The sequence below is a fragment of the Corynebacterium aquilae DSM 44791 genome, from assembly GCF_001941445.1.
Taxonomy (GTDB): Bacteria; Actinomycetota; Actinomycetes; order Mycobacteriales; family Mycobacteriaceae; genus Corynebacterium; species Corynebacterium aquilae.
The window spans coordinates 2775864-2798298 of record NZ_CP009245.1; the positions used below are offsets into that span (position 1 = coordinate 2775864).

The window sequence follows — 22435 nt, forward strand, 5'->3', positions numbered from 1 at the left end:
AACAAGTTTCTCCTTGGACTATGGCCAACAAAAGCTATGGTTACCACCGGCCGAGAAATCCAGGATTTATCACACCAGCTCTCAATAGCACATGCAAGACCCCTCCTAGGATTCCAAGAACACTCAACAAAACGAGCATCGCTTGCCCTGGAAGCGAAGATCCATCTTCCGCAGGATCCCCTCCATCCACAGAAGGCTCCGGGGCTTCTTCGAAAACACCGGGTTCACTATCTGACCGCTTCTCAACCTGAACAAGTACCTCATCGATGAGGAAGTGCTGCTCAGGGAAATCTTTTTGTGGATCAACGTGGGCCACCCAGGGCATGGCGCCGTCTCGTTCAACCAGGTTGTTCAAAATGAGATGCCACGGTTGATTTAAAACTGCCGAAAAGCGGCCCTCGTTGAGATAGTGCGAATCTTGTGCAGTGACAGGTAACCCAACGGGTTCCCCATCAAAGGTGTAAACAATTTGCCCATCGAAGACCTCAACGCCCCAAACATGCCAAGAATCAAACATGTTTTCCACACTTTTCCGGCGCATGATGTTTTCGGATCCACCTGAAGGCTTGTAGCACCCCAAATGTGTAGCAGAGTAATTCGTCGTTGCCCGCGATGTGTAGAACTCAGTGATATCTAATTCACCGTAGGGGCGCCGAATCCCCTGCGAACAGTAGGAGGTATCGTTCTGCATCCAAATACTTGGCCGCAGCCCGTCAATTTGCGATTCAGCTGTAGCTTTCGCACGCACCTGGACACGAAAGTTTCCTGCGGGAATCTTAGGTCCGTGGATCCGCGCACCCGAAAACTTCTCTACTTCGCCGGGGTCGCATGGACTTTCACTGACGTTTTCTGGCGCCTGCGTTTCCGAGCCGGAAAGGCAATGCCTACGCGTCACAATGTCGAGTACACCATCGTGAATGGTTACATTCTTCCTAGAGAGTTTTTGCGCGGGGTTTAGCCAGGAGTCCCGCTCAAAAAAGTGCCAATGATCGATATCGGATTCTGCATCGAAGTGAGAACTCGAAGCAGCATCTTTTTCCAGATACGGCTCTCGTTCGATGCGCTCCAAGGTGTACGAAGTTAACGGATGGCTTTCAAGGCGTCCGGGTGTAGCCCCCGAGCGATTGGCCAGTTCCCCGCCTAGATGTTCCCGTGTTTGGGCTTGCGCAGAGACAGGCCCCAAGGGGGATCCGGACATCAAGCCAAAAACACATGCCACAGCCGAAGCCGTCTTCAGACTCTTATTCATTATCTAACTTTTCTCGCCTCGTCATTGACGAGCACTAACCCTATTGGTTTAGGCGGCTAACGCAAAAAGGGAGCCGAGCCCTAGCCCGATCACCCTTTCACGTAACAAACAGTCGCGATTGAAAATATTCTGGACACAAACCCCTCAATCGCAAAGCCTCCAGTACCGGTTCACAGCAATTGACTACAGTGAGATCGACCTCCTCGAGGATCTCATCAGTAGCGTCATCCAGAACTCCACTGATCGCGCACTGACACTGCCCACAATGACGACGAGAGACATGGTCATCATTGCAGCGGCCGACATGACCCAACACGTTTCCTTAAGAATGGAAAATGTTCGGGAACCGAAGCCTTCGCGATGCCGGGATGAGTCCCAGCGAATTTCTGACAGCCTACCCGTTGATAGGTATGCCCCTTTCACATTTTCTAGTAATTTCGAAATATCAGCGCGCGTTTTCGAAACGACACACAGCTTGGAGCACTAGCAGCTCAGAGCCCGAATACCTTGCCTTCCGGAATCATTCCGCCCCCACCCGATCTACCTTCACTCCTTTTGCTTCAGCAGTTTTAGAATGTGCCCGTCCATACCACTTGCTACAACGTCGCATGAAATGACACTAAGTTGACTCCCCCATGCCACAACCACACGGCAAGGCGTCTTTGAACCCTAATCGTTCTCTAGAGAGGCCCCTCAAGGCTTATACTTATTTTTCGAGCTTTCTTGCGCCGTCGAAGCTGAAAACAACCCTAAAGAAAGGATCGGGGAAGTAATCCCACGCTATGCACATCCTTCTTATCAGCCACTATTGGGAGCCCGAGCAGGGCGTAGTTCAGCGTCGCTGGCAGTGGTTGTCTGAGGCTCTACGCGGCGCGGGACATCACCTCACAGTGATCGCTCCCCCACCCCACTATCCGGGGGGAAAACTCCTGACGGACGAGCCGCGGTGCCAGACCGGCGCTATCGATGACAGCAAGACCGGTCTAACCATCTATCGGACTGCATTCACGGAACACGACCAGTCGATCGTGAGCAGAGTTAGTGGCCAAGCGAAAGTTATGCAATCACAACTGGCTTGCGCAGCCAAAGCAATTCGCAGAGCTCGCCGTCAAGGACATCCCGTCGATGCTGTATGTTGCACAGTCCCAGCCCTTCCTTCCGCAGTCGTTGCCTATCTCGTAGCAAAACGTCATGCCTTGCCTTTTATCCTTGAGCTTCGCGACGCCTGGCCGGAGATCCTTGATTATCTAGATCAATGGTACGACCACGACAAGTCAGTGTCACTACCCATGCAAGCCAAACTCAGCTTGTTCCACATTCTTATGAAGTTGGGTGGAAAAGCCCTAGGGGTCATGATCAAAGACTCCGATGCAGTCATTACAACCACCAAGTCTCTAGCCCGACTGGAAAGAGCGAAGGGCTGTCGAAATGTGATTACCGTGCGAAATCGGGCAAACTCGGGCATTCCTAATTGCAACGAATACCCCCAACGAGAAACAGGTCCCCTACGAATTCTCTACGCCGGCACAGTTGGGCGCGCGCAAGGAATCGAAAGTGCCATTGAAGCCCTTTCACTTGCGCAGCAATCTGGAACCGAAATCGAGATGCGGGTTGTTGGCAGTGGCGCGCACCTAAAACCGGTACGCCGTAAAGCACTTGATCTTAAAGCACCCGTCGAATTCTTCGGCAGAGTGTCCTTCGATGAGGTCACCAACCATTACCGGTGGGCGGATTCTGTACTAGTGCATCTCCAGGACTGGGAACCCATGGAATACACAATCCCGTCAAAACTTTTTGAAGCGATGTGGGCCGAAAAACATGTAACAGCGGCAGTTGCCGGCGAGGCTGCACAAATCGTCGAGACGTCTCAAATAGGAGACGTGGTTCCCCCGATGAATCCCGAAGCACTGGCGCAGCTTTGGGCCAATCTTGCCCGCAACCGTGACAGACTGAATGTCGACGGCAACGGTTCCGCATGGTTTGCGACCAACCAAAGCCTGGAGCAGCTCTCAGAGGAGTGGATGAAAGCGCTTTCCATTGCAGTAGAAGAGCACCGCAGCCGTTCACATTCCCTAAAGAGTCGCGTTGTACGACTCCTCAAGAAGTAAAAACAGACGCCAACTAATTAGGTCGCCGGCACACTTTTATAGTCGAATAATGTTTGACTGGCTTACTAAAAGTTTCGCCAATTCGGCCGCTTCCTTTGGCGGAACCACCGCTTCCTATTTCCCTGCTGCCAAGAACTTTATCGCGACGAAGCTAGGCGGTGGTTCCTGTTAACCTCATTGATCTCCCGAATCATGTCGTTGCCCGCCCATCGCCAGAAAATCGTCTCGAAAATAACGTTTGTTCGATTGCGACCGTCGGGCAAATGCACCAATTCGTCTTCGATCCGTTGACTATCCCAGGTTATCCCTGAGGTACCCAGGCTTTCTTTGCAAGCGTCCATGAAGGCGTCCTTGTGAGAGTGTCAGATGGTTTGTGTGTGACGTGTTAAATCACCAGCCATCGAGGAGGATGCTCCACAATGACCACCATGACCACCCGCGACCCGCAAGACAAAGCCCGGCTTAAACAACTAGAGAAGCGACTGATGTCCAGCCCTGAACTCGCCGAGATCCTCAAAGAGTTCGCCACATCATCAACCGACATCAACGACATGGTGCGTTCGATGATCCAGACCGGGATCAACACCGCACTGCAAGCCGAAATGGACGCCCACCTCGGTTACCAAGCAGGAGACCGCACAGGCAAAGCCCGCCACGGCACGGCCGACAATCACCGCAACGGCTCCTACAACAAAACCGTCCAGTCCCAGTACGGGCCTATCGACATCACCGTGCCCAGGGATCGCAGCGGCAGCTTCACCCCACGGATGGTGCCCAAAGGAGCCCGCAGGATCACCGATGTCGACGACCTGATCATCTCTCTGTATGCCGCAGGCACCAGCCTTCGTGACATCCAGCACCACCTGGCCACCACGTTGGGTGTGGATTTGTCGCATGAGACGATCTCCCAGATCACCGACCAGGTCCTAGATGAGGTACTTGCCTGGCAGCACCGGGACTTAGAGGAGTTCTACCCGGTGATCTACCTGGATGCTTTGCGCATCAAAATCCGTGATGGTGCCCGGGTCGTCAACAAGGCCTGCTATATGGCGGTCGGCATCACCATGGAGGGTACCCGGCAGATCTTGGGGCTGTGGATCGCAAACAATGAGGGCGCGGCGTTTTGGGCCCAGGTCTGTGCGGAGTTGGCTAACCGTGGGGTCAAAGATGTGTTCATCGTCTGCTGTGATGGGCTGAAAGGTTTCGAACAGGCGGTGCAGGCCACCTGGCCTGATGCGATGGTGCAGACCTGTGTGGTGCACCTGATCCGCACCGCACTGCGGTGGGTGGCGGCAAAGGACCGTAGCGCGGTCGCGGCTGCTTTGAAGAAGATCTACACCGCTGCAACGGCAGAGCAGGCGCTTGCGTTTTTGGACGAGTTTGATGCCAGCGACATGGGGCTGAAGTATCCGCAGGCGGTGAAGGCTTGGCGGGATGCGTGGGAGCGTTTCATACCGTTTTTGCAGTTCCCGCCGCAGGCGAGGAAGGTTGTCTACACCACGAATGCGATCGAGTCGATGAATGCGCAGTTGCGTAAAGCGACAAGGAATCGGGGGCAGTTTCCTAATGATGCTGCCGCGGTCAAGGCGTTGTGGTTGATGATCTGCCACATCGAGGACCGGCAGGCGGAGAAAACGAAAAAGAAGGCCGGGCGTGCCCGTGCGGGAACGAGCCGGTTTGTTGAGGGGGTGCGTGTGACTGGGTGGGTTGCGGCCATCAATCAGCTGTCAGCACATTACCCGGATCGGTTCGAGCCTTACCTGTAAGCCGAAGTTCACACACAAAAAACTTGACACACTCGTCCTTGTTGATTTCCCAGTAGGCAGGCTTCAAAGTGACCTTATTTGTCAAAGACGGATCGGTTCCGACAGCAAGTTCATGAAAATAGGGCACTTCCGACCACTCAGGAATCATTTGGTTAGTCATATCGCGTAGAGGCTGCCCCGACTCTTTCGCCTTCGGGTCTTGCCAGAAAACAGCGCAAGCCATTGCCGCAGTTGCCATGGGAATAACCGTGTTTGGAGGTGGCGTAGGGGGCCTACGGCGCATCCTACTGTTCATGTATTTGAAATCAAGGGCGTAAAAGCCTGAAAACCCGTCAGCTAAAACGTTAAACAGATCCTCGACATGGATCGCCCGGCCCTTTTCTCGCAATTCGTTCGGAAGAAGACTGCGATACTTCATGCATTTATCGACATAGCGATGAAGTGCACGACTCGCATCGCCACCCTCAGCTTCCTGAGCTAGGTAATAGTGACCACGCGTAAAATCGCCCAGCGCACCCGAGGCATTCCTCCGCGCCTCACCTATTCTCACAGGCGGTTCGATCCCATAACGCATGAAGGTGGACCAGCAATCACCACCGACGTGCCTAAACCATGCAGCTGCCCTTGGCAAGATTGGAGTATCTGGCATTAAAGCCCCACGCGTAGACGTTGGGCCATCCTTCCGAATCTCTCTAGAAGTAGACCAGCGGTCTTCAAGCCCTGCAGATTTCACGAGCTTTTGAGCAATTTCGCCCTCGAGCTCCGGCGGAACGAAGGTAAATGCTTCGAAATCGACTCCTGAAGTCACGGCAGCTGCAGTAACGAATCGCGAGTCTCTTCCGCCCGAAAGCCCGATAAGGAGGGGCTCTTCGGCCCCCTCCACACAATCAGCGAGCGCACGCTGCGCTGCCTGAACAGCTACCTCATAATCAGGGCGTTCATTTTTTACGGCAAGCAATCGTTCTTTAATCGAATGCCCAACTCGCACCCTGAATAGATCTGGGGTCAGCGTCACCATGGCCCCTGGAGGCACTGTGGTAATTCCGTTGATTGCTGTGTAATTTCCAGCCGGATACCCCATAGCTTGCAAGGAAGACCAGTATTCATCTGACTCAGTGCAGCTACCACGCCACAACAAAGCCAACGCCTCAATACTGCTAGAGACCGCAGGGACCTGCCCCGGAACATCTAATACATATAAAGAACCAACGCCAAAACAGTCGTTAATAGCGTAGATGACTTGTTGGGATTTTTTATGGATGAGATAACTAATCGGCCCCGCAATCTCGTACAGCTCCTCCCTGCCTGCAGCGCTGATTACTCGCGAAAAACGCTTTATGCCAGCGGAATTCTTCTTATTCAGCGCAGCTTTTTCGTAGATAGCATGGGCCGTAATGCTGACTGAGGTTTCGTCATCGTAGTACCAGGACTTCCCTAGAGGCTCCTTAACCCCCTCAATGAATACCGTCGCAAGCGCACCCTCATCCCAAACCTTAATGTCCCGTTCGTGGACATGAAAAAAATCCGAGAGTCGATGTACATAGGTTTGCACGTCGTCTTGGCACTGAACCCGAAAAGAGCAAAATACTGGCTCACGCCGGTTGGCAAAAGCGAGTTTTTTAGGCAAGTGAACACCTTAAAAGTAACGGACACTCGAGCGAGTGTGGGCCTCGAATGAGGGGATCTGAGTGAGCCTCAGCAGAATCACTCAAACTCTAATTTAACCCACGCCCAGAGACTGATTATTCCGTTGTGAGGCCCACAACAAGCAGTCGAACGTCTCCCACAAAGATTTCGCAATCCGAGAGCCACCAAGACCAAAAGGAGCACATAGCTTCCCCCACGCTAACAATCTACGTGTTGTGTGTTCCAACCTTTCGATTCCATAACACTGTTAGCCATCAACTCTGCATCACTGACCGCCCAAGTGTGTTTCTGCAGACCTCGACGTTGCATGAAGTTAAACCGGTCTGCCGAATACAACTTTGCCCCTTGGCCCATCAGGCTTTCAAGAAACGCTGAATCTTCCCCAGTCGTGCGCGACTCAAAGGGAGTCGAAACAAAGGTTTCTTTCGGCCCAGTCAGGGTTGGGCCTGCTAAAAATGAAGTCCACTGGTGCTCAAACCCAGCGTTCCTCAGAACAATGGCGTCGAGCGCGGCAAGGTAGGCATACGAACTCCGTTTGCCTACGAGATCAGCACCCGAAAAGTAAAGAGCGTTCAACTGATCTCGGAGATAAAACTCACCATAATGATCATCGTCATCGAACTTCGCGATGATCTTTCCGTCAGCTTGTGAAACACCTAGGTTGAGACAATCACCCAATGCCTTTTCTTTTCCCGCATGAAGGATATTCAAATTCTCCACACCAAGTTCCCTTGCTCGGTGCCGAATGCTCGAATCGTCCACTTCCTGAGCATGAACTACTAAATTTAGTTGCAGATCAACATCTCTTTGGGATGCAACGTTTCTCAACAGCTGGTCAATATTTTCCTTGCGATTAGTGGAGCACACCACGGTCACAGGCTGCTGACGAATATCCTGCGCCACCGCCGGAATTTGAGCAGCAGTAAGCACCTGGACCGCGCGGTCTGTGTAAGTATGTTCATTCCAGATCTTCCGCTGAGCTCGATGCACCGTCCGGTCACGCAGCTGCTTGGAATTTAACAAACCCCGCAAAGTCCACTCAGCATGTTCCATACTTTTCACCGTCGGCAACTCATTGGGGTCAAATAGACCTGTAATTGCCCGGGAGGGGGTGGAAACAACTGCCGTGCCGGCGGCCGCAATTTCAAACACTCGCCGGGCACACATCGTGGGACTATCGACTACGGAATTTACGTTGAGGAAAATGTTGTATCCACGGTATGCCGACAGCATTTGAGAATAGGGCAAAGATCCCCGCACGAAAGGTTGGAATTTCGCCGGGAACTGATACCGCTTATCTTGTCCGGCAAAACGAGAAAAAATATCAAAAGTCGCCCCATGAACGCGCGCAACAGACTCAGCTGCCCCCAGGAGCGTGTCCATCTGCTCTCTACGCTCGGGATATTTTTCCGTAAAGTACATTCCCGCGAAAGCGATATCTCGCCTCTCGGCTGCCTGCTTGTCCATATTTACGGGACTGTGAAACTTTGGCTGCGCCGCAAAAGTCATGGTGCCCACGGATACGCCAGAGGGCAACGCAGCCTTATATGCCTCACATTTGTTCAGATCACTAGTGAAAACGTGATCAAAAATGCATGCAGTTGCCAAGAAATCGTTGAAATGTGGAGGATCCTCTTTGTTCCAAAAGACCGTCGGGATCCCTTGCTGACGACACCACTCAACAAGCGCCTTCAACTCTTCTGATGGCGCGTTCGATCCGGCCAGTTTGTACTGCCAGGCGCCGTTGTTTCCGTTCCAAGCACTTTCAACAAAAAGAAGATCTACCCCGCCCGCCGCAGAAATCTCTTCCCGCCACTGCTGTGGAGAAACGACTACTAACTCAAACTCGGGCTGCCAGGCAGCCAAAGAAAACTCGTCAGCAATGATCGCGACGCGAACGGCTTTGAACGCCCCCTCATAGTAGGCGTTACCGACAAACGTTGGGAACGCAGGCTTCCATTTTCCGGCCGCCTGCTGCGCTAAGACAACGCCCTTTTTTGCCAGGTAACGACGCGTATAGAACCACGCCTGCCCCACACCACCATCCTGGAGATGCCAAAGACCTTTTCGGATTTTCTTTTCTGCAGCAGAGAAAGATTTCATCACTCAAATTCCCGTCGATTCGCCTGGGGCTTTGCACCAAGGCACTAGGCAGATTATACGCACTCAGCTACCCCTACCGACGCTACTTAGCTCCGCTTCCCAGGGGTAGCGCGCTATGATTGGCCTTTAGCCGATTGCTGGAAGAAAGGATGCGGGACATGGAGGCCAACGAGGAGGCTCCCGAAGTCACCAAAGAGCCTTCAACTGATGGGCCGCCCCTGAGGCACATCACGCGTCGTCAACCTATACCGACATATATCGGCCAACTCTGGAAACGCAGATTTTTCATTAAGGCCGAGGCTCGAGCGAAGGCTTTTTCGAGCTACCGCAAGACACTCTTAGGGCGTATTTGGCTGGTCTTAGCCCCCCTTCTCGATTCTGCTGTATACGGTGTCATTTTTGGCTTAGTCCTCAAGACTTCTCGCGGCATTGAGCACTTCCTCCCATTCCTCCTTGTCGGCGTTGCATTCTTTGGATTCAGCAGCAAAGCCCTCAACGGAGGCGCAGGACTGATGCAAGGCCGCAGGAACATCATTCGAGCATTTGCTTTCCCAAGGGCAGCAATTCCCCTTTCCCATTGCCTCCGCGACTTCTACGATTCCCTCCCCGTTATTGTGATGACCATGGTCGCAATTACCTTAGTTCCACAGGGAGTCGCCCCAACGTGGACATGGTTTTTGATCGTCCCCCTAGTTTTGTTGCAATTCATTTTTAACCAGGGATTGACTTTCCTCGTCGCCTATCTCACTGACATCGTTCCCGACCTCAAAACCGTATTGTCGTACGCGACACGGTTTTGGTTCTACGGGTCAGGTGTTTTCTTCAGCGTAGAACGACTGCTTCATAACCCCGATGCTCTCGCAATAGCCCAGGCAAACCCGGCATATATCATTCTCGATCTAGCCCGCAGCGTCCTGGTCTACGAAAGAATTCCCGCGCTGAATCAATGGCTTGAGCTTGCGGCTTGGTCGTTCGGCACCCTTGCAGTTGGCTTTGTACTTTTCTGGACGCGTGAGGTGAAATATGCCCGAGGCTAAGCAAGAGGAAAAAATCACAGGCATCGAGGTCCCTCTCGGCGATACCTCAGTTTCTGTTCGCGACGTCAGAGTTCGCTACAAAGTTCAAAGCACAAGCAACCGCCACAACCACCGCCGGTCAGGTCGATTCGATAATTTGTCTTCCCGCGTTGCCGATTTAATGGGCTATAAGCGGAAAGTCGTGGTCCGCGCTTTGCGCGACGTTTCTTTCGACGTACGTTCCGGAGAAGCCGTAGGACTTGTCGGTCTTAACGGATCAGGGAAATCGACTCTCCTTCGTGTCATCGCTGGCCTAGAGACTCCCGCCTCAGGCGAAGTGCTGGCAACCCATCAGCCCGTTCTTCTTGGCGTTTCGGCGGCCCTTGAGCCATCACTTTCCGGAATCCAAAATGTGCGTCTCGGTTGCCTCGCGATGGGATTGACCCCCGCCGAAACCGAGGCTGCCATTCCAGATGTCATCGAACTGTCTGGAATTGGAGATGCTGTCTATCTGCCAATGGAAACTTACTCGTCAGGCATGAATTCCCGGCTTCGATTTGCCATCGCAACCGCAGCCCATCCAGAGATCCTCTTGATTGACGAAGCGCTAGCTACCGGTGACGCCGCCTTTAAAGCACGGTCAGAAGAAGCAATGGCAGATCTCCGACGTGATGCTGGAACGATGTTCCTCGTTTCGCATGCCGCCCAAACGATCGAAGAAATGTGCACCCGAGCAATTTGGATCCACAAAGGACGGGTTATTGCGGATGGGACAGCATACGACACCGCACGTGACTACCGACAGTGGGCATGGCACCTGGCTCAAGGCAAACAGCGGCAAGCTGACGAGCTCATGGCAACCATCGTCGCAGACAGGCTCTCATGAACCAATTATTCATTTACGGTTCATGCGTTTCTCGCGACACCCTCGAGTTCATGAGGGATCGCAACCAAAACTGGAGCCTCGAATACTATGTCGCCCGCCAGTCACTGATTTCTGCACAAACCACAATTCCCTTCGAGGCTCTCGGAATCGAGCCTCCGAAGAGTAAGTTCCAGTTCCTTAAGCTTTGGGAAGACTGCGTAGGACGTGGTTTTAGATCGATGCGGGAGCACTACGGAAAAGCTGACCTATTTTTGTGGGATCTGTGCGATGAGAGATTGGGCGTTTTTGAGTTCGCCGATGGGAATTTTGCCACTCGCACGGTGGAGTATCTCGCCGCTACCTCAGCGCAATCGGTGCCCGAAGGAGCCCGCCTGATTGAATTCGGAACAGACGAACATTTTTCGCTATGGAAAAATAAGCTGGAATTAATGAAAGAAAATCTCCAGTATGCGAACTTCACACGTCGCGCTCTACTCAAAATACCTTGGGCGTTAACGACCCGCGATCACCGCGAAACACCATCAAGCTTTGGACTTCTTCCAGAGGCGGCAAATCATCTCTATGACCGGTACTACCAGGCTGTAATAGAGACCATCGATATCGATGTTGTAGAACCAAAGGGAGTGCGCGTCTTTGCAGACGCCAATCACAAATGGGGTTTAGCACCTTTTCATTACGAAGCTAGCGTCTACGAATATGTAGCTTCGCAATTGGAACGAATAGTCTCCAGGTAGCCTCCAAGCGAGACTCATCTCAGCTATTCAGTGTAAGCGCCCACGACCATTCTTTCCAGTGCGAACAATAATCCCACCGAAGCCCATATCGACGCCAAGATTCGCTTTCTGCATCAAAGCTTTCACGGGATCGCACCGAGAGTACTTTTTCCACCGCCTCATCCAGGGTATTCACGACAGCTTTTTCACCAAAAATTTCTTTCGCGCCCGGACGATCCCAAACAATGGGAATAGCTCCAGAAGCGATTCCTTCAGCACAACTGAGGTGAAAAGTCTCTGCAACACTCGGCGATAGGATGAAGCCTATTCGGCGCATCCAACTGCCCATATCCGCACCGAATGGTTCGAAATGAACTGCTTCGGCTAGATCCGAATCTTCGCGCAGCCTTGCAAACGTATCCAGATAAAGCTGCCTCTGCAATGGATCTTTCCACTCCCAGGGATACTCCCAGGGCAGCCTGCCACGGACCACCAATTGGTAGCGCGAATCGTATTGCCGAAGACGCTTGAGCAAGTCGAGGGCACGATCAAGACGCTTTCCAAAGCCCACAATTCCTGCCATGCCTAGAACGAATCTAAAGTCCCCAACTTTAGGCCGTTGCAGATCGCTTGCATCAATGACGTTACTTATAACGGTAATCCGGTCTTCGAGCTCAGGAAGCTTCTTTTTCACCTCCTCGGCATAGAAATCCGACACAACGATGCATCGATCAATTTCGCGAAGCTTTATGCTGCTAAGCCAAGGGGCCCTAAGCTCGAAACCATGTAGACGTGTCACAAGTACAGTGTTCTGTTTCTTGTTTTTTGAGCAGTAGGCCAGAGCCGGTCCTGCCCATTCGCAAAAAACAACATCTGCCCATTCTAATAATTCTTCACTCTTATCAATATCGTGATCGTGGAGTGATTCCCATGCGTCAAATTTCAATTCGACGTCGTCACGCCCCCTGAGCCAGTCGACGACTTCTCCGAGGAATTTTGCATCGTGTGTGACAATCAAGACTTTCTTCTTAGGAAGGTTTCCGTCCTCATCAAACGCTCTAGCGAAATACCTGCGAAAACGTCGGGCCGCCGCATCCATGGAATAGTCTGCTACCGCAGCCCTCACTCGAGGGACTAACTCGTTTCTGCGTTCAAGCAATCGCTTGATAACCTCTGCCAGTTCTCGGATATCCGATGTAGCAGAAACAAATCCAGGGTAATCATCCCCAAAAATCACGCGATGGTCTGCCGTATCATTAACAACCGGCAATGTTCCTGCCGCCGCGTACTCCAAAGCCTTTGTGGAAACTTCCAAGCTGTCGTCGAGCTCCTCCGACCTCCAGCCGATTCCAATGTCGGCAGCCAGCGCCTCTTGCAGCGCCCGTTCCCGAGTCACCCCTCCCAACCACTCAACACCAGAGCCTGAATCTTGAGATAGGGTGTGGAGATTTCGCTCCATATCTGTCGCCCAGCCGGGACATTTCTTATCATCCTGAAACTTTGAACCCAGAACCTTCAGCTCAAGATCCAACCCGATCTCCCGGGCATTCGCAGGAAGTTCGAGCATTTCAAGGGTGCGCCACATCCGCGCAAATTTTCCCGAATACAAAACAACAGGCTTCTCCCCTGATGCTTTGCCTCTATTTCCTTCATAGAAATCGTCAGCAATCATTGGTGGCAAGAGAATCGTCTTGCCACAAGCTTCGGGCACTAATGCTTCCAAGTAGCTACGCGCAGCTTCGGTTTGCGCAAACATCCGACGAGCAGACTGCGCAACCTCTCCCAGTTCCACAAGATCTTCGTCTCGAACTGCTGTCACCGGGTGCGGTAGATCGGTGATGTACGCCCATAGTTTCTCAGCCAAACTGGAATGTCTGACCACAGAAAGACAAGCTCGCCGGCCCCTGACGATCAGCAAGTCAATTTGATTTGTGGAAGCGTACTTATCTAATGCATAAGCGGCTTGATCGGTAGTAAGTGGCATCCCATCAGCAGGTTCCAGCAGCGTCACGCTATCAATATCTTTACGGAGAGATTCGACAAGTACGTCGTTTTCCACCGGCGCTTTTAGCTGCACTGTCACATCACAACCAGCCTTTGCAAGCGTTTGTGCGATCGATACTAACCACACTGACGATCCGTCAATGATGTTCAGGTTTACGTCACCATAAAGCAGTACTCGCATTAGCTTTCTTTCTGACTTCCAAGCCTCTTGTTGCGGTTACTCGAAGCTGAGTGAACTAGCTCGGGCAATGCGTCACCGAATTTTTCATGCCACTCAGAACCTTGATAGTGAAGGGAAACCGCTTCCCGAATTGCTCCAGCATGGTGTCCTGCTTTGATTGGGCCAACGAACACCGTCAGAATCCCCCTCTCGGACGCCCGCTTCAACAAATCGCACAGACTGAGAAGAGCAGCAGTACCGCTCGCATCAACGACCACGTTCCATGGCGCCTGTTCGAAGGCTTCCTGTGAGATCATCAAAAGACCGACTCCTCGAGGCACCGTCTCAATACTCTCAAAGGGATCTACCTCCACGCAGTCTGCAATTCCAGCGAGGTCACTTTTCAGGTTGTCACCTCGTAGAACTGCAACCAGTGGTGGTGCAGCTTCTGCCTTTAGGAATCCCACAAGTTGATTCCTAGCTTTCAACCCCGAGCCGATATCAGCTGCACCTCGTCCAGGAAGATGGGCGTCGCGCCTCCCCCGTATCCGATCTGCCCGCAGCACCGAAGGATCATTAGCGGGCCTCAACCTCCCGTTCTCACCACGATAGTCAGAATCAGCTTCTTCAACAGTCTCGATGAGCCGATTTATTTCCAACTTGACTTGCTCAAATTTCCTAGGAAGTTCTTCTACCGACTGCAGGTGGGAAAGCCTCCCGGCCGTGGAGCGAGCAAACCTCTCGGTTTGATTTTCTAGACGATGCAATTCGGACAGAACATGCCATTGAAAAATCAATACCGCAACGGCAAAAATTCCACCGACAACTGCGTGGAGAACTCCATACTCAGCGAGTAAGAATACTGATAGCACCAGCAACGCAAATCCATTGCAGGCGAAGACAAAAGCTTTGCTATAGAGAAGACCACGCATTTTACTCATCAGCGCCACAGGCCCTTCGTGTCGATGACTTTCTTCCCCTCAAGCTGACCCAGAGTGACTGACTTGAAATCATTGTGATCAACCAAGAGCAACACCACATCGGCGTCACGAAGTGCGTCTTCCATAGTGGCCTTACGTATGTTGGCCCAATTCATAGACTCGGGCAGTTCTTCGACATGCGGTTCGACGACACGGATATCGGCACAGGGTAGCTTTTCTGCCAGATTCACCACGATGTCAACAGCAGGAGACTCACGAAGATCGTCGATGTCTGCCTTAAAAGCGACGCCCAGAGCTGCAATCTTGGGGTTTTCAACCTCTCCGATTGCTGCTACGACTTGCGATTCGACAAATTCGGGTTTCGAATTGTTCACTTCACGCGCAGTACGAATCAACCGGGATTTTGCTGGGGCCGCTGACACGATAAACCATGGATCTACAGCAATGCAGTGTCCACCTACGCCCGGCCCCGGCTGCAGAATATTGACGCGGGGATGATGGTTAGCGAGCTCGATCAACTCCCAAACATCAATGCCTAAGTCCTCACAAATGATGGAAAGCTCATTTGCAAAGGCAATATTGACGTCTCGGAAGGAATTTTCAGTGAGTTTCGCCATCTCCGCGGTAGTGGCATCCGTTTCGAGCATTTCACCCTCACAGAAACTTCCATAAAGGGTCACTGCCAACTTGGTGGATGCGGGTGTTAAACCACCAATGACACGCGCATTGTTGCGCATTTCTTCCATGATTTTTCCAGGCAAGACCCGCTCAGGACAGTGTGCATAGAAAATAGAGTCTTCTGCGGACAGATCGGGGCGCAGTTTCGAAACGAGTTCCGCAACATGCTTGGTTGTGCCCGGAGGAGAAGTAGACTCCAGCACAATTAGCTCCCCACCTTCCAAAAAGGGAGCCACCGACCTCGTGGCAGCATCAATGTAAGACAGGTCCGCTTCGTAATCACCCTTAAAAGGTGTAGGCACAGCTAAAATGAAAGCTTTCGCCGAGGTCACATTCGTTTGCGCTGCTAGCCTGCCACTATTCACCGCATCAGAAAGGAATTGTTCAAAATTCGGCTCATGGAAAGGAACAATAGCCTTATTAATTTGTTCCACGTAGCTGGGATTAATGTCAACCCCAATTGTTTGTAGTCCTGCATTCGCGAAAAATGCGGCCGTTGGCAAACCGATGTACCCCAGGCCAACTACACACACGTCAGCTTTCGCAGCTTGAACTTTTTTAACATCGTCCATGAGGGGCTCTTTTCTCTAAATAATTTTAACTGAAGGATCGCACTTTACTTTAATGGGTGCGACTTTTTAATAGCATTAAGGCGCTCTACCGTCCGAATGCAAGAATATTGCCAGAAAAGGAATTCGAAACTGTAGTTCGTCGCAGCACGACCGTCAGGAACTGTGTCGATAGTCGCTTCAAGCTCTTTATTCGACAAGTTAAGGAACGTATCCTTTTGCATCGCGCAAGTTGCGGCTTCGAGAAATTCCTCCCTATTAACTTCCCAATAGGTTGGCTGAATGGTCACCTTGTTAGTTTCTTCTCGAGCGTGATTTTTTGCAGCCTCTGCGTAATAAGGTACATTGCGCCACTCAGGAACCAGGCGGGCAGTGGCCTCCTTGAGAACCGCTGCCTGATATTTGTCTTGCGCTGATCCTTTAAATGTTTCCACGAACAGCTTGGGAAGCACCTTTAAGGCCATTGTATCTGCATCGGGGACTGGAAAACCCCTCCGAAAACGGGAGTTAAGCCATGCAATACCCAATGCTTGATAGCCGTCGAATCCCTTAAAAAAAGCATCTAACAAAACTTTTTCGTACAGCGAAGTACCTCGCTCCCTCACCGCTCGAGGCAAGTAGGCACGCTTCTCCATTCGCGTCGACACATAACGGCGCAATGCAAATTCAGGTGTCCCCGCCTCCATATCGGAAGCAATGATAGCCACCTGACGATCTAAACCGCCTCCGATACCAGTGATAAAGAAATTATCGGTAGGTTTCGGTTGGAGATGGGGTGACTCAAACCGCAACGATGTCGACCAGCAATCACCGCCCGTGTATCGAAACCATTCCTCCGCGCGGGCAAGAATCGGCGTATCCGGCATACTCGGAACACCACGGTAGAAGGGGGATTCTGCATCACGAGCTCCCAACGGGATCACACTGTGAGAATCTTCTTTACCGATGGTCGCCATCAAATCTTGAGCAATGGTTGCCTCTAATTGAGGTGGGACCCGAGTAAAAGTCTCAAAATCAAGGCCCGCGGCTAATGCGCAGGCGACAACGAAGCGGGAATCCATTCCGCCCGAAAGCCCGATATCTGTCTTTCCATCAAGGTGAGCCTTGCAATCGCCAAGGACGCCGACCGCCGCCTCTATGACTCCCTCAATATCAGCGGGTTCATCAACCTTTTCCTCCAGAAGGCGATCATACGATCGCACATCCGAAACAACAAAGGTTTTTTCACCTAAGGACACCCGACTTCCTGGAGGGACCTTCTCTACGCCTTTCATGGAAGTGATATTTCCGATACCACAACCAGCGACGTAATAAGCCGACCAGTAATCGTCCGAAATCTGAGTAGGAATGTCTTGGGCTACAGCTATCGCTTCAATTGAGGTTCCGAACGCGACGAAATCCGGAGCAGTGGATATGTAGAGGGAACCAAACCCGAAGACATCGTTCACTGCGTACGCGATGTCTTGAGGTATTTTGTGCAAGATATAGCTCAAAGGGCCCGAGAGCTCTTGGATCGTCGTGTTGCTGTCACTAACAGCAGGAGCAAATCTTAGAAGACCATTGACATCACGCTTGTTCAGCGTCGTCGAGGAAAAGATTGTATGCGCGCTGACAGCCACTTTCTCACTGGTTGTGGAGATCCAAGTTGCCCCAGCTGGTGGTTGGGCCGGCTCAATGTAAAAAGAGGAAAGACTTTGCCCTCTCCAATGCTGAACCGAACCGAGCTGGACTTCGAAGAAAGACGCTAGTCTTTTACGAATTACCTCTGCATGTTCTGCAGAGGAAAGCCTTGCCACCAAGAAGACGGGTTCTCGGCGGAAGGCCCTATCCATTTCGGGTTCAGCATCATGCATCCCGAGTAACTCCTCTGTGTTGAACTATCGCAAGTCCAACTTTAGAGCAGAGACCAACAAGTCCGTAACTTTTTCAACGCTGTGGTTCTGACGCGCATAGTCCAAGCTGGCCTGACGTCCAGAAGATAGCATCTGGGAATCGGATTGCAAGCTTTCCAAATCCTCTCGCAACCTTGAAACGGAAGAGTTGACCCAGGGGCCGTGGATGTCATCCATCGACGCGAGCGGTTCAGCTTTTCCAGTCATATCGTTACCGGCAGACCCCACAATGACCACTGCGCCAGCGGCCATCGCGCGCAAACCAGTCTCAGTCGGAAAATCCTCGCTGAGTGCATCCACCACGACGTCGCACGCTGCAAGGTCTTCCAGGGTCGAATCCTTGTTTAATTCGACAGCGTTGAAATTGCCCTGCAGGCTATCGATAGCGAGTTCTTCAACAACGCTCTGCTCCGGTGCACCTCTCCGAACGTCTCCAATAAGTCCGATGGTGATGTCGCCATCATGGTTCGGAACGGAATCGACAAAGTCCTGGACGAGATACGGCAGGTAGGCGGTGTTCTCTCCGAAACTGATGGCGGTAATCGGATCACGAGTCAGAAGCGACTGATGTCCTTTAGTAATCAGGTTGCGGCTACGGCGACACTGTCGGTTAAAACGATCGTATGCCTCCTTACCCAGGGAATTAACCCAGTGATCCGGGTAGCGCGCTGCAAGAGCATCTACATCGCGCAAGTTGCGATCTCGGAAAATGCGTTGGGTCTGGATCCCGGCACCAGTCAATAGCCCTGAGGAGTGAATGTTCGGCCAGCGTTCGACAATTTGCAGTTCACCGGTGTACACCACACCCGCAACGTCTGCATAGTTGGCTTCGAAGAAGCCTTGGAAAGCACGACCATCAGGGGTCTCAATAAAACGACCGTTTCCTAGGGACCCAGCCATCTTGGGCATTTGGGGCAGCTCATTGCTGACCTTCCAACCACGACGGGCCAACTCTTCTTCTATGGCTACGAGTTCGCCTGGATCAGCAAACATGCCCGGACGCTCAGGAGTATCTCGAGAGTGGTCCGCCACGAAGATTATCCGATCCGACATTGGAATCTTCTGTGGCTCAGGCGGCTCCATGCCTTCGGGAAGCAGCGCTTCCCAGTGCTCCTTCATGACATTCTCGAAAAATTCCCACGAGTTTTCGTAAATGACCTGATCCGTGTAACGGGCAACGATTTCGTCATGGTTATCAAGGCAGTACTGGAACGCATCTGCGAGAGCCTCTGCGTCTCCAGCCTTATACACCTGTCCAATGCCCAAATCTCGCACGAACTGAGACTGCACCCGCATATCACTGACGACACAAGGAAGCTTTGCATGGACGTATTCACGCACCTTGGTCGGTGCAGCCTGATGGTGTGCGGGTGTCGGCAGCAGAGGAGAAACGCCAATATCCGCAGTAGAAATGTACGTGGACACTGCCTCCGCAGAAACATAGTCCAAAATATGAACGCGATCAGAGACGCCGAGCTCGAGAGCCTTGTTTCGGATCATCTCACGAGAACGCGGATCCTTAGCGGCAAGGTAAGCCACGTGCATTTTCGGTAAATACTCAAGGGCTTCCACCATGGTCAGAACGCCACGACGCTCAGCGATAGCACCGACGTAGACGGCCAGAGGCTCCCCGTTTTCAATCCCACAGTCCGTACGAATATCCAAACGGCCCGCATCTCGAGTACCCCACGCTCCCTTTCGAGGAGCATTTACGACCACACCCGGAAGAGTCTTCAAGTTGTGTGTTTTTTGGAAATTATCCGCAAGTTCAGGCGACACTGTGATGATGGAATCAGCACCACGGAGCAAGTCTCGCTCAGAATTCACCCATCCCGCTGTGTGTCGAGACGGGGGACTGAACACCTGCCCAGGCAACCATTCGTGAGCATCGTAAACCCATTTAACCGGAGGCTTATTGGGATTGAGGGCGTTGTGCTGGGTGACATATTTCTGTGCACCGGCCATGGGGTGGCGATCATGAACGTGAATCAAATCCGGCTGCAACAGGGTGAAAGCATCAAAAAAGAGCTTTTCGTAATCCTCGATCTGCGGCCATAGTTTTCGCCATCCCTCGGGCAACATGGCAGTGAAGTTGTGCCGTCTCTTTTCGACTTCAGTCAAAACAGCGCTCTTCTTTTCGAAGGCGGTGTACTTCAGCTTCCTGCCTTTGAGGAGTACGGCACCAAAACGATCTTGCGGCAAGGGTTTGGATGAAACGCCATTTCCGGCTCGTTCAACGATGCCCTCGTACTCAGCAACGTCGCTTTTAAGTTCGCTGAGTTTTGTGTCATTTTCCCGTAGCTCTGCAATCTCTGCTTTAACGGTTTCCGCGATTTTGCTGTGGTTTGCCGAACCCAGCGCAATACGTACAACTGGGATATTTCCATCAATAAAAGAAACCGGGAAAACGGTGCGGTGAGATACACCAACAACCGTGACGCGGTAGCCGAGATCTCTTGCGGTCATCGCAGCCTTTTCCACGCGGGAATCACCCACAACGTGATTTCCAACTGCCATTACCATATGCGGACGATATTTCATCTAAAACACTCCTTGCTCTGTATTTGGTTTTAGTTTTTGAAAAACTTACTAACGGCTCTTAAGGTCATGTGCCACTGAGTCCAGCCTCGCTTCCCAACTCATCGACTGATGGATCTGATCCCACTGCAGAGGAACCGAATCCTGATTCGCCGACCAATTTTTAATCAACTGGGCTAATTCACCTGACTTATCCTCAACAGCGACACCCACATCGCTGGCTGTCACGAACGAGGAAACTGCTGTTCCGGAATAACACAAGGGAGTTATGCCCTTCTCGATGTAACTCATTACCTTGAACGGAAAACTGTTCCTGGCGTAGTCGGACTCTAGAAGAACCAGACCCACGGTGTGTTCCTTCAGCGGAATAAAGTCACCGAAGTTTCCAGTCCTGATAGAAACTCGCCCCGGGGGCAAATCCGACGTATCTTGTCGTACCTTTTCTTCATCTTCGGGCCGGATAATCATCGTCAGAGACCAGTTACCTGAATCTCCGCGTAGTTCCTCAAATAACTTGGGCATCGTGTAGATCCCGCCATAGCCACCTGAGTAGACCAATTCCACGCCCCCCTCTTTAGGCAGGGCAGCCGTATTCAACGCATTCGCTGCGGCAACTGCTGGTGGCAAGAATCGCCACTCAAACGCGGATTGGAATGAACTGGAATCTAGAAGCTCATCAAAAATCTGCGCAGATTCCCGCGATGGAGCATAGACAACATCAGCAACATCTTTTATTAACTGAAGCTCTGAAATCCCTCGCCCAATTAACGCACCGCGAATCTCCTCGTCGATGGGAGCTTCCTTAGACAGCCAATGCAGGTCACGGACGAACCATGCAATCTTGAGTCCTTGCGCCTTCCAGGACCGGAACAACGAGGAAACCAGTCGACTTTGTTGCTCCAACATAGGCGAAGTGGAGTTCTCTAAATAGGCCATCCCCAGTTGCGCACCTGACAGCAACATGGCGTTTATTGCTCGCCCACGGCGCTCTAGGATGCGCTCGTTCGAAGTCAGCCTGACTGCTGACCACTTCTGAGTAGCTGCTTCGGCCATTGAACGGATTCGCATCGGGCGCGCCCCGTTTGTACGGTTTTCGATCGGCGCTGCGGAGAAAAAGACGTTGATCTGCTCAAAGGATGGTTCACACTGCGTCTGCTCGTACCACCAAGGCAGGTTGTTTTCTTTCGCTTTCTCGATAGCCTGCAACAGCGATGTTGGCGCAGGGGTTTCTGAAACATCGCACGCATCTTCTAGCCCGTAGGAATATTCCGCAATCTTGATAGCAAGCCGTTGATCTAGAGCAGCGCCTCTACCCCTTTGTTCTTCTGGAATACCTAAGCGGTTTGCGACGTCTGCGTTGCCAAGGGTTTCCTCAACGAAAACTCGGTGGGGATGCGCCACATGGAAAGCCGCCAGCATGGTAGCCGAAGCGGGCGCGTCGCCGTAAAAAATCGCGTGGGTGCACTCTTTTGGCACCCGGTACTGCAAGGCTCCTGGAAACCCCCTTCCAAGGGATAAATCTCCGCGGGTATAACCGACGTTCATACGAAGGGCTGTTACGTCAACGGAAATATCTGACAACTCGAGCAGGTGGTTTCGGAGTTTTTGAACGCGATGCTCGACGGCATCCGGTGTCCAATCATCTGGGAAAAAAGCTACTACGCTAGGGGAGTCTGCACCTTTAAGCACTCGGCTCTTGAGCACTGCTATGGGGGTGAGCAAATGGGGTTTCGTGGACCCTTGCGCGACCGCTTTATCCATTTCATAGGTGTCGTCAAACCATAGACGATCAGCTCCGTCGACGACGCGATGAAAACGATCCGCTAAATTTTTACGCCGTGGGCTAAAGTCGCATTCACCTCGAGAGAGAACTACATCGATCTCAAGACCTAGCCCCAAATTAGTTGCGGCATCTGCAGCAGACAAACCTACTGCAATTACGCTGTCCAACTCGTTTTCAGCAATGAGCTGTTTGAAAAAACGCTTTTGAAGAGTAGGGAATCCGTTTTCCTGGTTAGCTGCCCACGACGGTAACTGGATATCTGCGTTGAGCGCTCGAAAATCGGGCGTCACTGCCAAAACTATGGCACCATTCCATGTTTCTCTGGCCAAGGTGGCAAAGTTACCAGCCACAGGGCCATAACGATCGATTACAACTAGCGGCT

Annotated in this window: 14 protein-coding genes; 5 read left to right on the plus strand and 9 right to left on the minus strand. The window is 52.0% G+C overall.

Annotation, left to right across the window (positions count from 1 at the left end; translation table 11 throughout):
- Positions 1 to 40: 40 nt before the first annotated feature.
- Entirely contained in the window at positions 41 to 1249 is a 1209-nt protein-coding gene (locus CAQU_RS11720) for a glycoside hydrolase family 16 protein (RefSeq protein WP_075727969.1), read from the minus strand.
- Between the two features lie 782 nt (positions 1250 to 2031).
- Between CAQU_RS11720 and CAQU_RS11730 the strand changes: the two genes are divergently transcribed.
- Both CAQU_RS11730 and CAQU_RS11740 read left to right on the plus strand, forming a co-directional pair.
- Positions 2032 to 3357, plus strand: coding sequence for a glycosyltransferase family 4 protein (locus CAQU_RS11730; protein WP_075727973.1), 1326 nt, complete (start codon positions 2032 to 2034; stop codon positions 3355 to 3357).
- A 419-nt stretch (positions 3358 to 3776) separates the two neighbouring features.
- Positions 3777 to 5123 carry an IS256 family transposase gene (locus CAQU_RS11740; RefSeq protein WP_075724155.1) on the plus strand — a complete coding sequence of 449 codons (1347 nt, stop codon included), beginning with the start codon at positions 3777 to 3779 and terminating at the stop codon, positions 5121 to 5123.
- Here the strand turns inward: CAQU_RS11740 and CAQU_RS12765 are convergent.
- Both CAQU_RS12765 and CAQU_RS11745 read right to left on the minus strand, forming a co-directional pair.
- Entirely contained in the window at positions 5074 to 6750 is a 1677-nt protein-coding gene (locus CAQU_RS12765) for an asparagine synthetase B family protein (RefSeq protein WP_157109013.1), read from the minus strand. The genes CAQU_RS11740 and CAQU_RS12765 overlap by 50 nt on opposite strands.
- Positions 6751 to 6968: 218 nt before the next feature.
- Positions 6969 to 8873, minus strand: a complete 1905-nt coding sequence (locus CAQU_RS11745; RefSeq protein ID WP_075727977.1) for a glycosyltransferase family protein — start codon at positions 8871 to 8873, stop codon at positions 6969 to 6971.
- 158 nt (positions 8874 to 9031) lie between these two features.
- Here CAQU_RS11745 and CAQU_RS11750 point away from each other — a divergent pair, with 158 nt between their 5' ends.
- From CAQU_RS11750 to CAQU_RS11760, 3 genes are read left to right on the plus strand one after another with little or no spacing between them, the layout of a single operon-like run.
- Complete coding sequence (locus tag CAQU_RS11750) at positions 9032 to 9910, plus strand: ABC transporter permease (protein WP_075727979.1); 879 nt, start codon at positions 9032 to 9034, stop codon at positions 9908 to 9910.
- Positions 9897 to 10775: an ABC transporter ATP-binding protein gene (locus tag CAQU_RS11755; RefSeq protein ID WP_075727981.1), complete on the plus strand. Its 879-nt coding sequence runs from the start codon at positions 9897 to 9899 to the stop codon at positions 10773 to 10775. Before CAQU_RS11750 ends, CAQU_RS11755 begins: the two co-directional genes overlap by 14 nt.
- Positions 10772 to 11509 carry a DUF6270 domain-containing protein gene (locus tag CAQU_RS11760; protein WP_075727983.1) on the plus strand — a complete coding sequence of 246 codons (738 nt, stop codon included), beginning with the start codon at positions 10772 to 10774 and terminating at the stop codon, positions 11507 to 11509. The genes CAQU_RS11755 and CAQU_RS11760 overlap by 4 nt, the downstream gene beginning before the upstream one ends.
- Positions 11510 to 11528: 19 nt before the next feature.
- Here CAQU_RS11760 and CAQU_RS11765 read toward each other — a convergent pair whose 3' ends face one another.
- The 6 genes from CAQU_RS11765 to CAQU_RS11790 are packed head-to-tail and all read right to left on the minus strand — an operon-like array spanning position 11529 to position 22403.
- The gene (locus CAQU_RS11765) at positions 11529 to 13673 is read right to left on the minus strand and encodes a glycosyltransferase (RefSeq protein WP_075727985.1); all 2145 of its coding nucleotides are present in this window, start codon (positions 13671 to 13673) and stop codon (positions 11529 to 11531) included.
- Positions 13673 to 14593 (minus strand): hypothetical protein, encoded by a 921-nt coding sequence (locus tag CAQU_RS11770; protein WP_075727987.1) that lies wholly within the window; start codon positions 14591 to 14593, stop codon positions 13673 to 13675. Before CAQU_RS11770 ends, CAQU_RS11765 begins: the two co-directional genes overlap by 1 nt.
- The gene (gene wecC, locus CAQU_RS11775) at positions 14593 to 15843 is read right to left on the minus strand and encodes a UDP-N-acetyl-D-mannosamine dehydrogenase (RefSeq protein WP_075727989.1); all 1251 of its coding nucleotides are present in this window, start codon (positions 15841 to 15843) and stop codon (positions 14593 to 14595) included. Before wecC ends, CAQU_RS11770 begins: the two co-directional genes overlap by 1 nt.
- Before the next feature lie 44 nt (positions 15844 to 15887).
- A complete protein-coding gene (locus CAQU_RS11780; protein ID WP_075727991.1) occupies positions 15888 to 17693 on the minus strand; it encodes an asparagine synthetase B family protein in 1806 nt (601 codons plus the stop codon).
- A gap of 24 nt (positions 17694 to 17717) precedes the next feature.
- Positions 17718 to 20273 carry a glycosyltransferase family 4 protein gene (locus CAQU_RS11785; RefSeq protein ID WP_075727993.1) on the minus strand — a complete coding sequence of 852 codons (2556 nt, stop codon included), beginning with the start codon at positions 20271 to 20273 and terminating at the stop codon, positions 17718 to 17720.
- 48 nt (positions 20274 to 20321) lie between these two features.
- Positions 20322 to 22403, minus strand: coding sequence for a hypothetical protein (locus tag CAQU_RS11790; protein ID WP_157109015.1), 2082 nt, complete (start codon positions 22401 to 22403; stop codon positions 20322 to 20324).
- Positions 22404 to 22435: the final 32 nt, after the last annotated feature.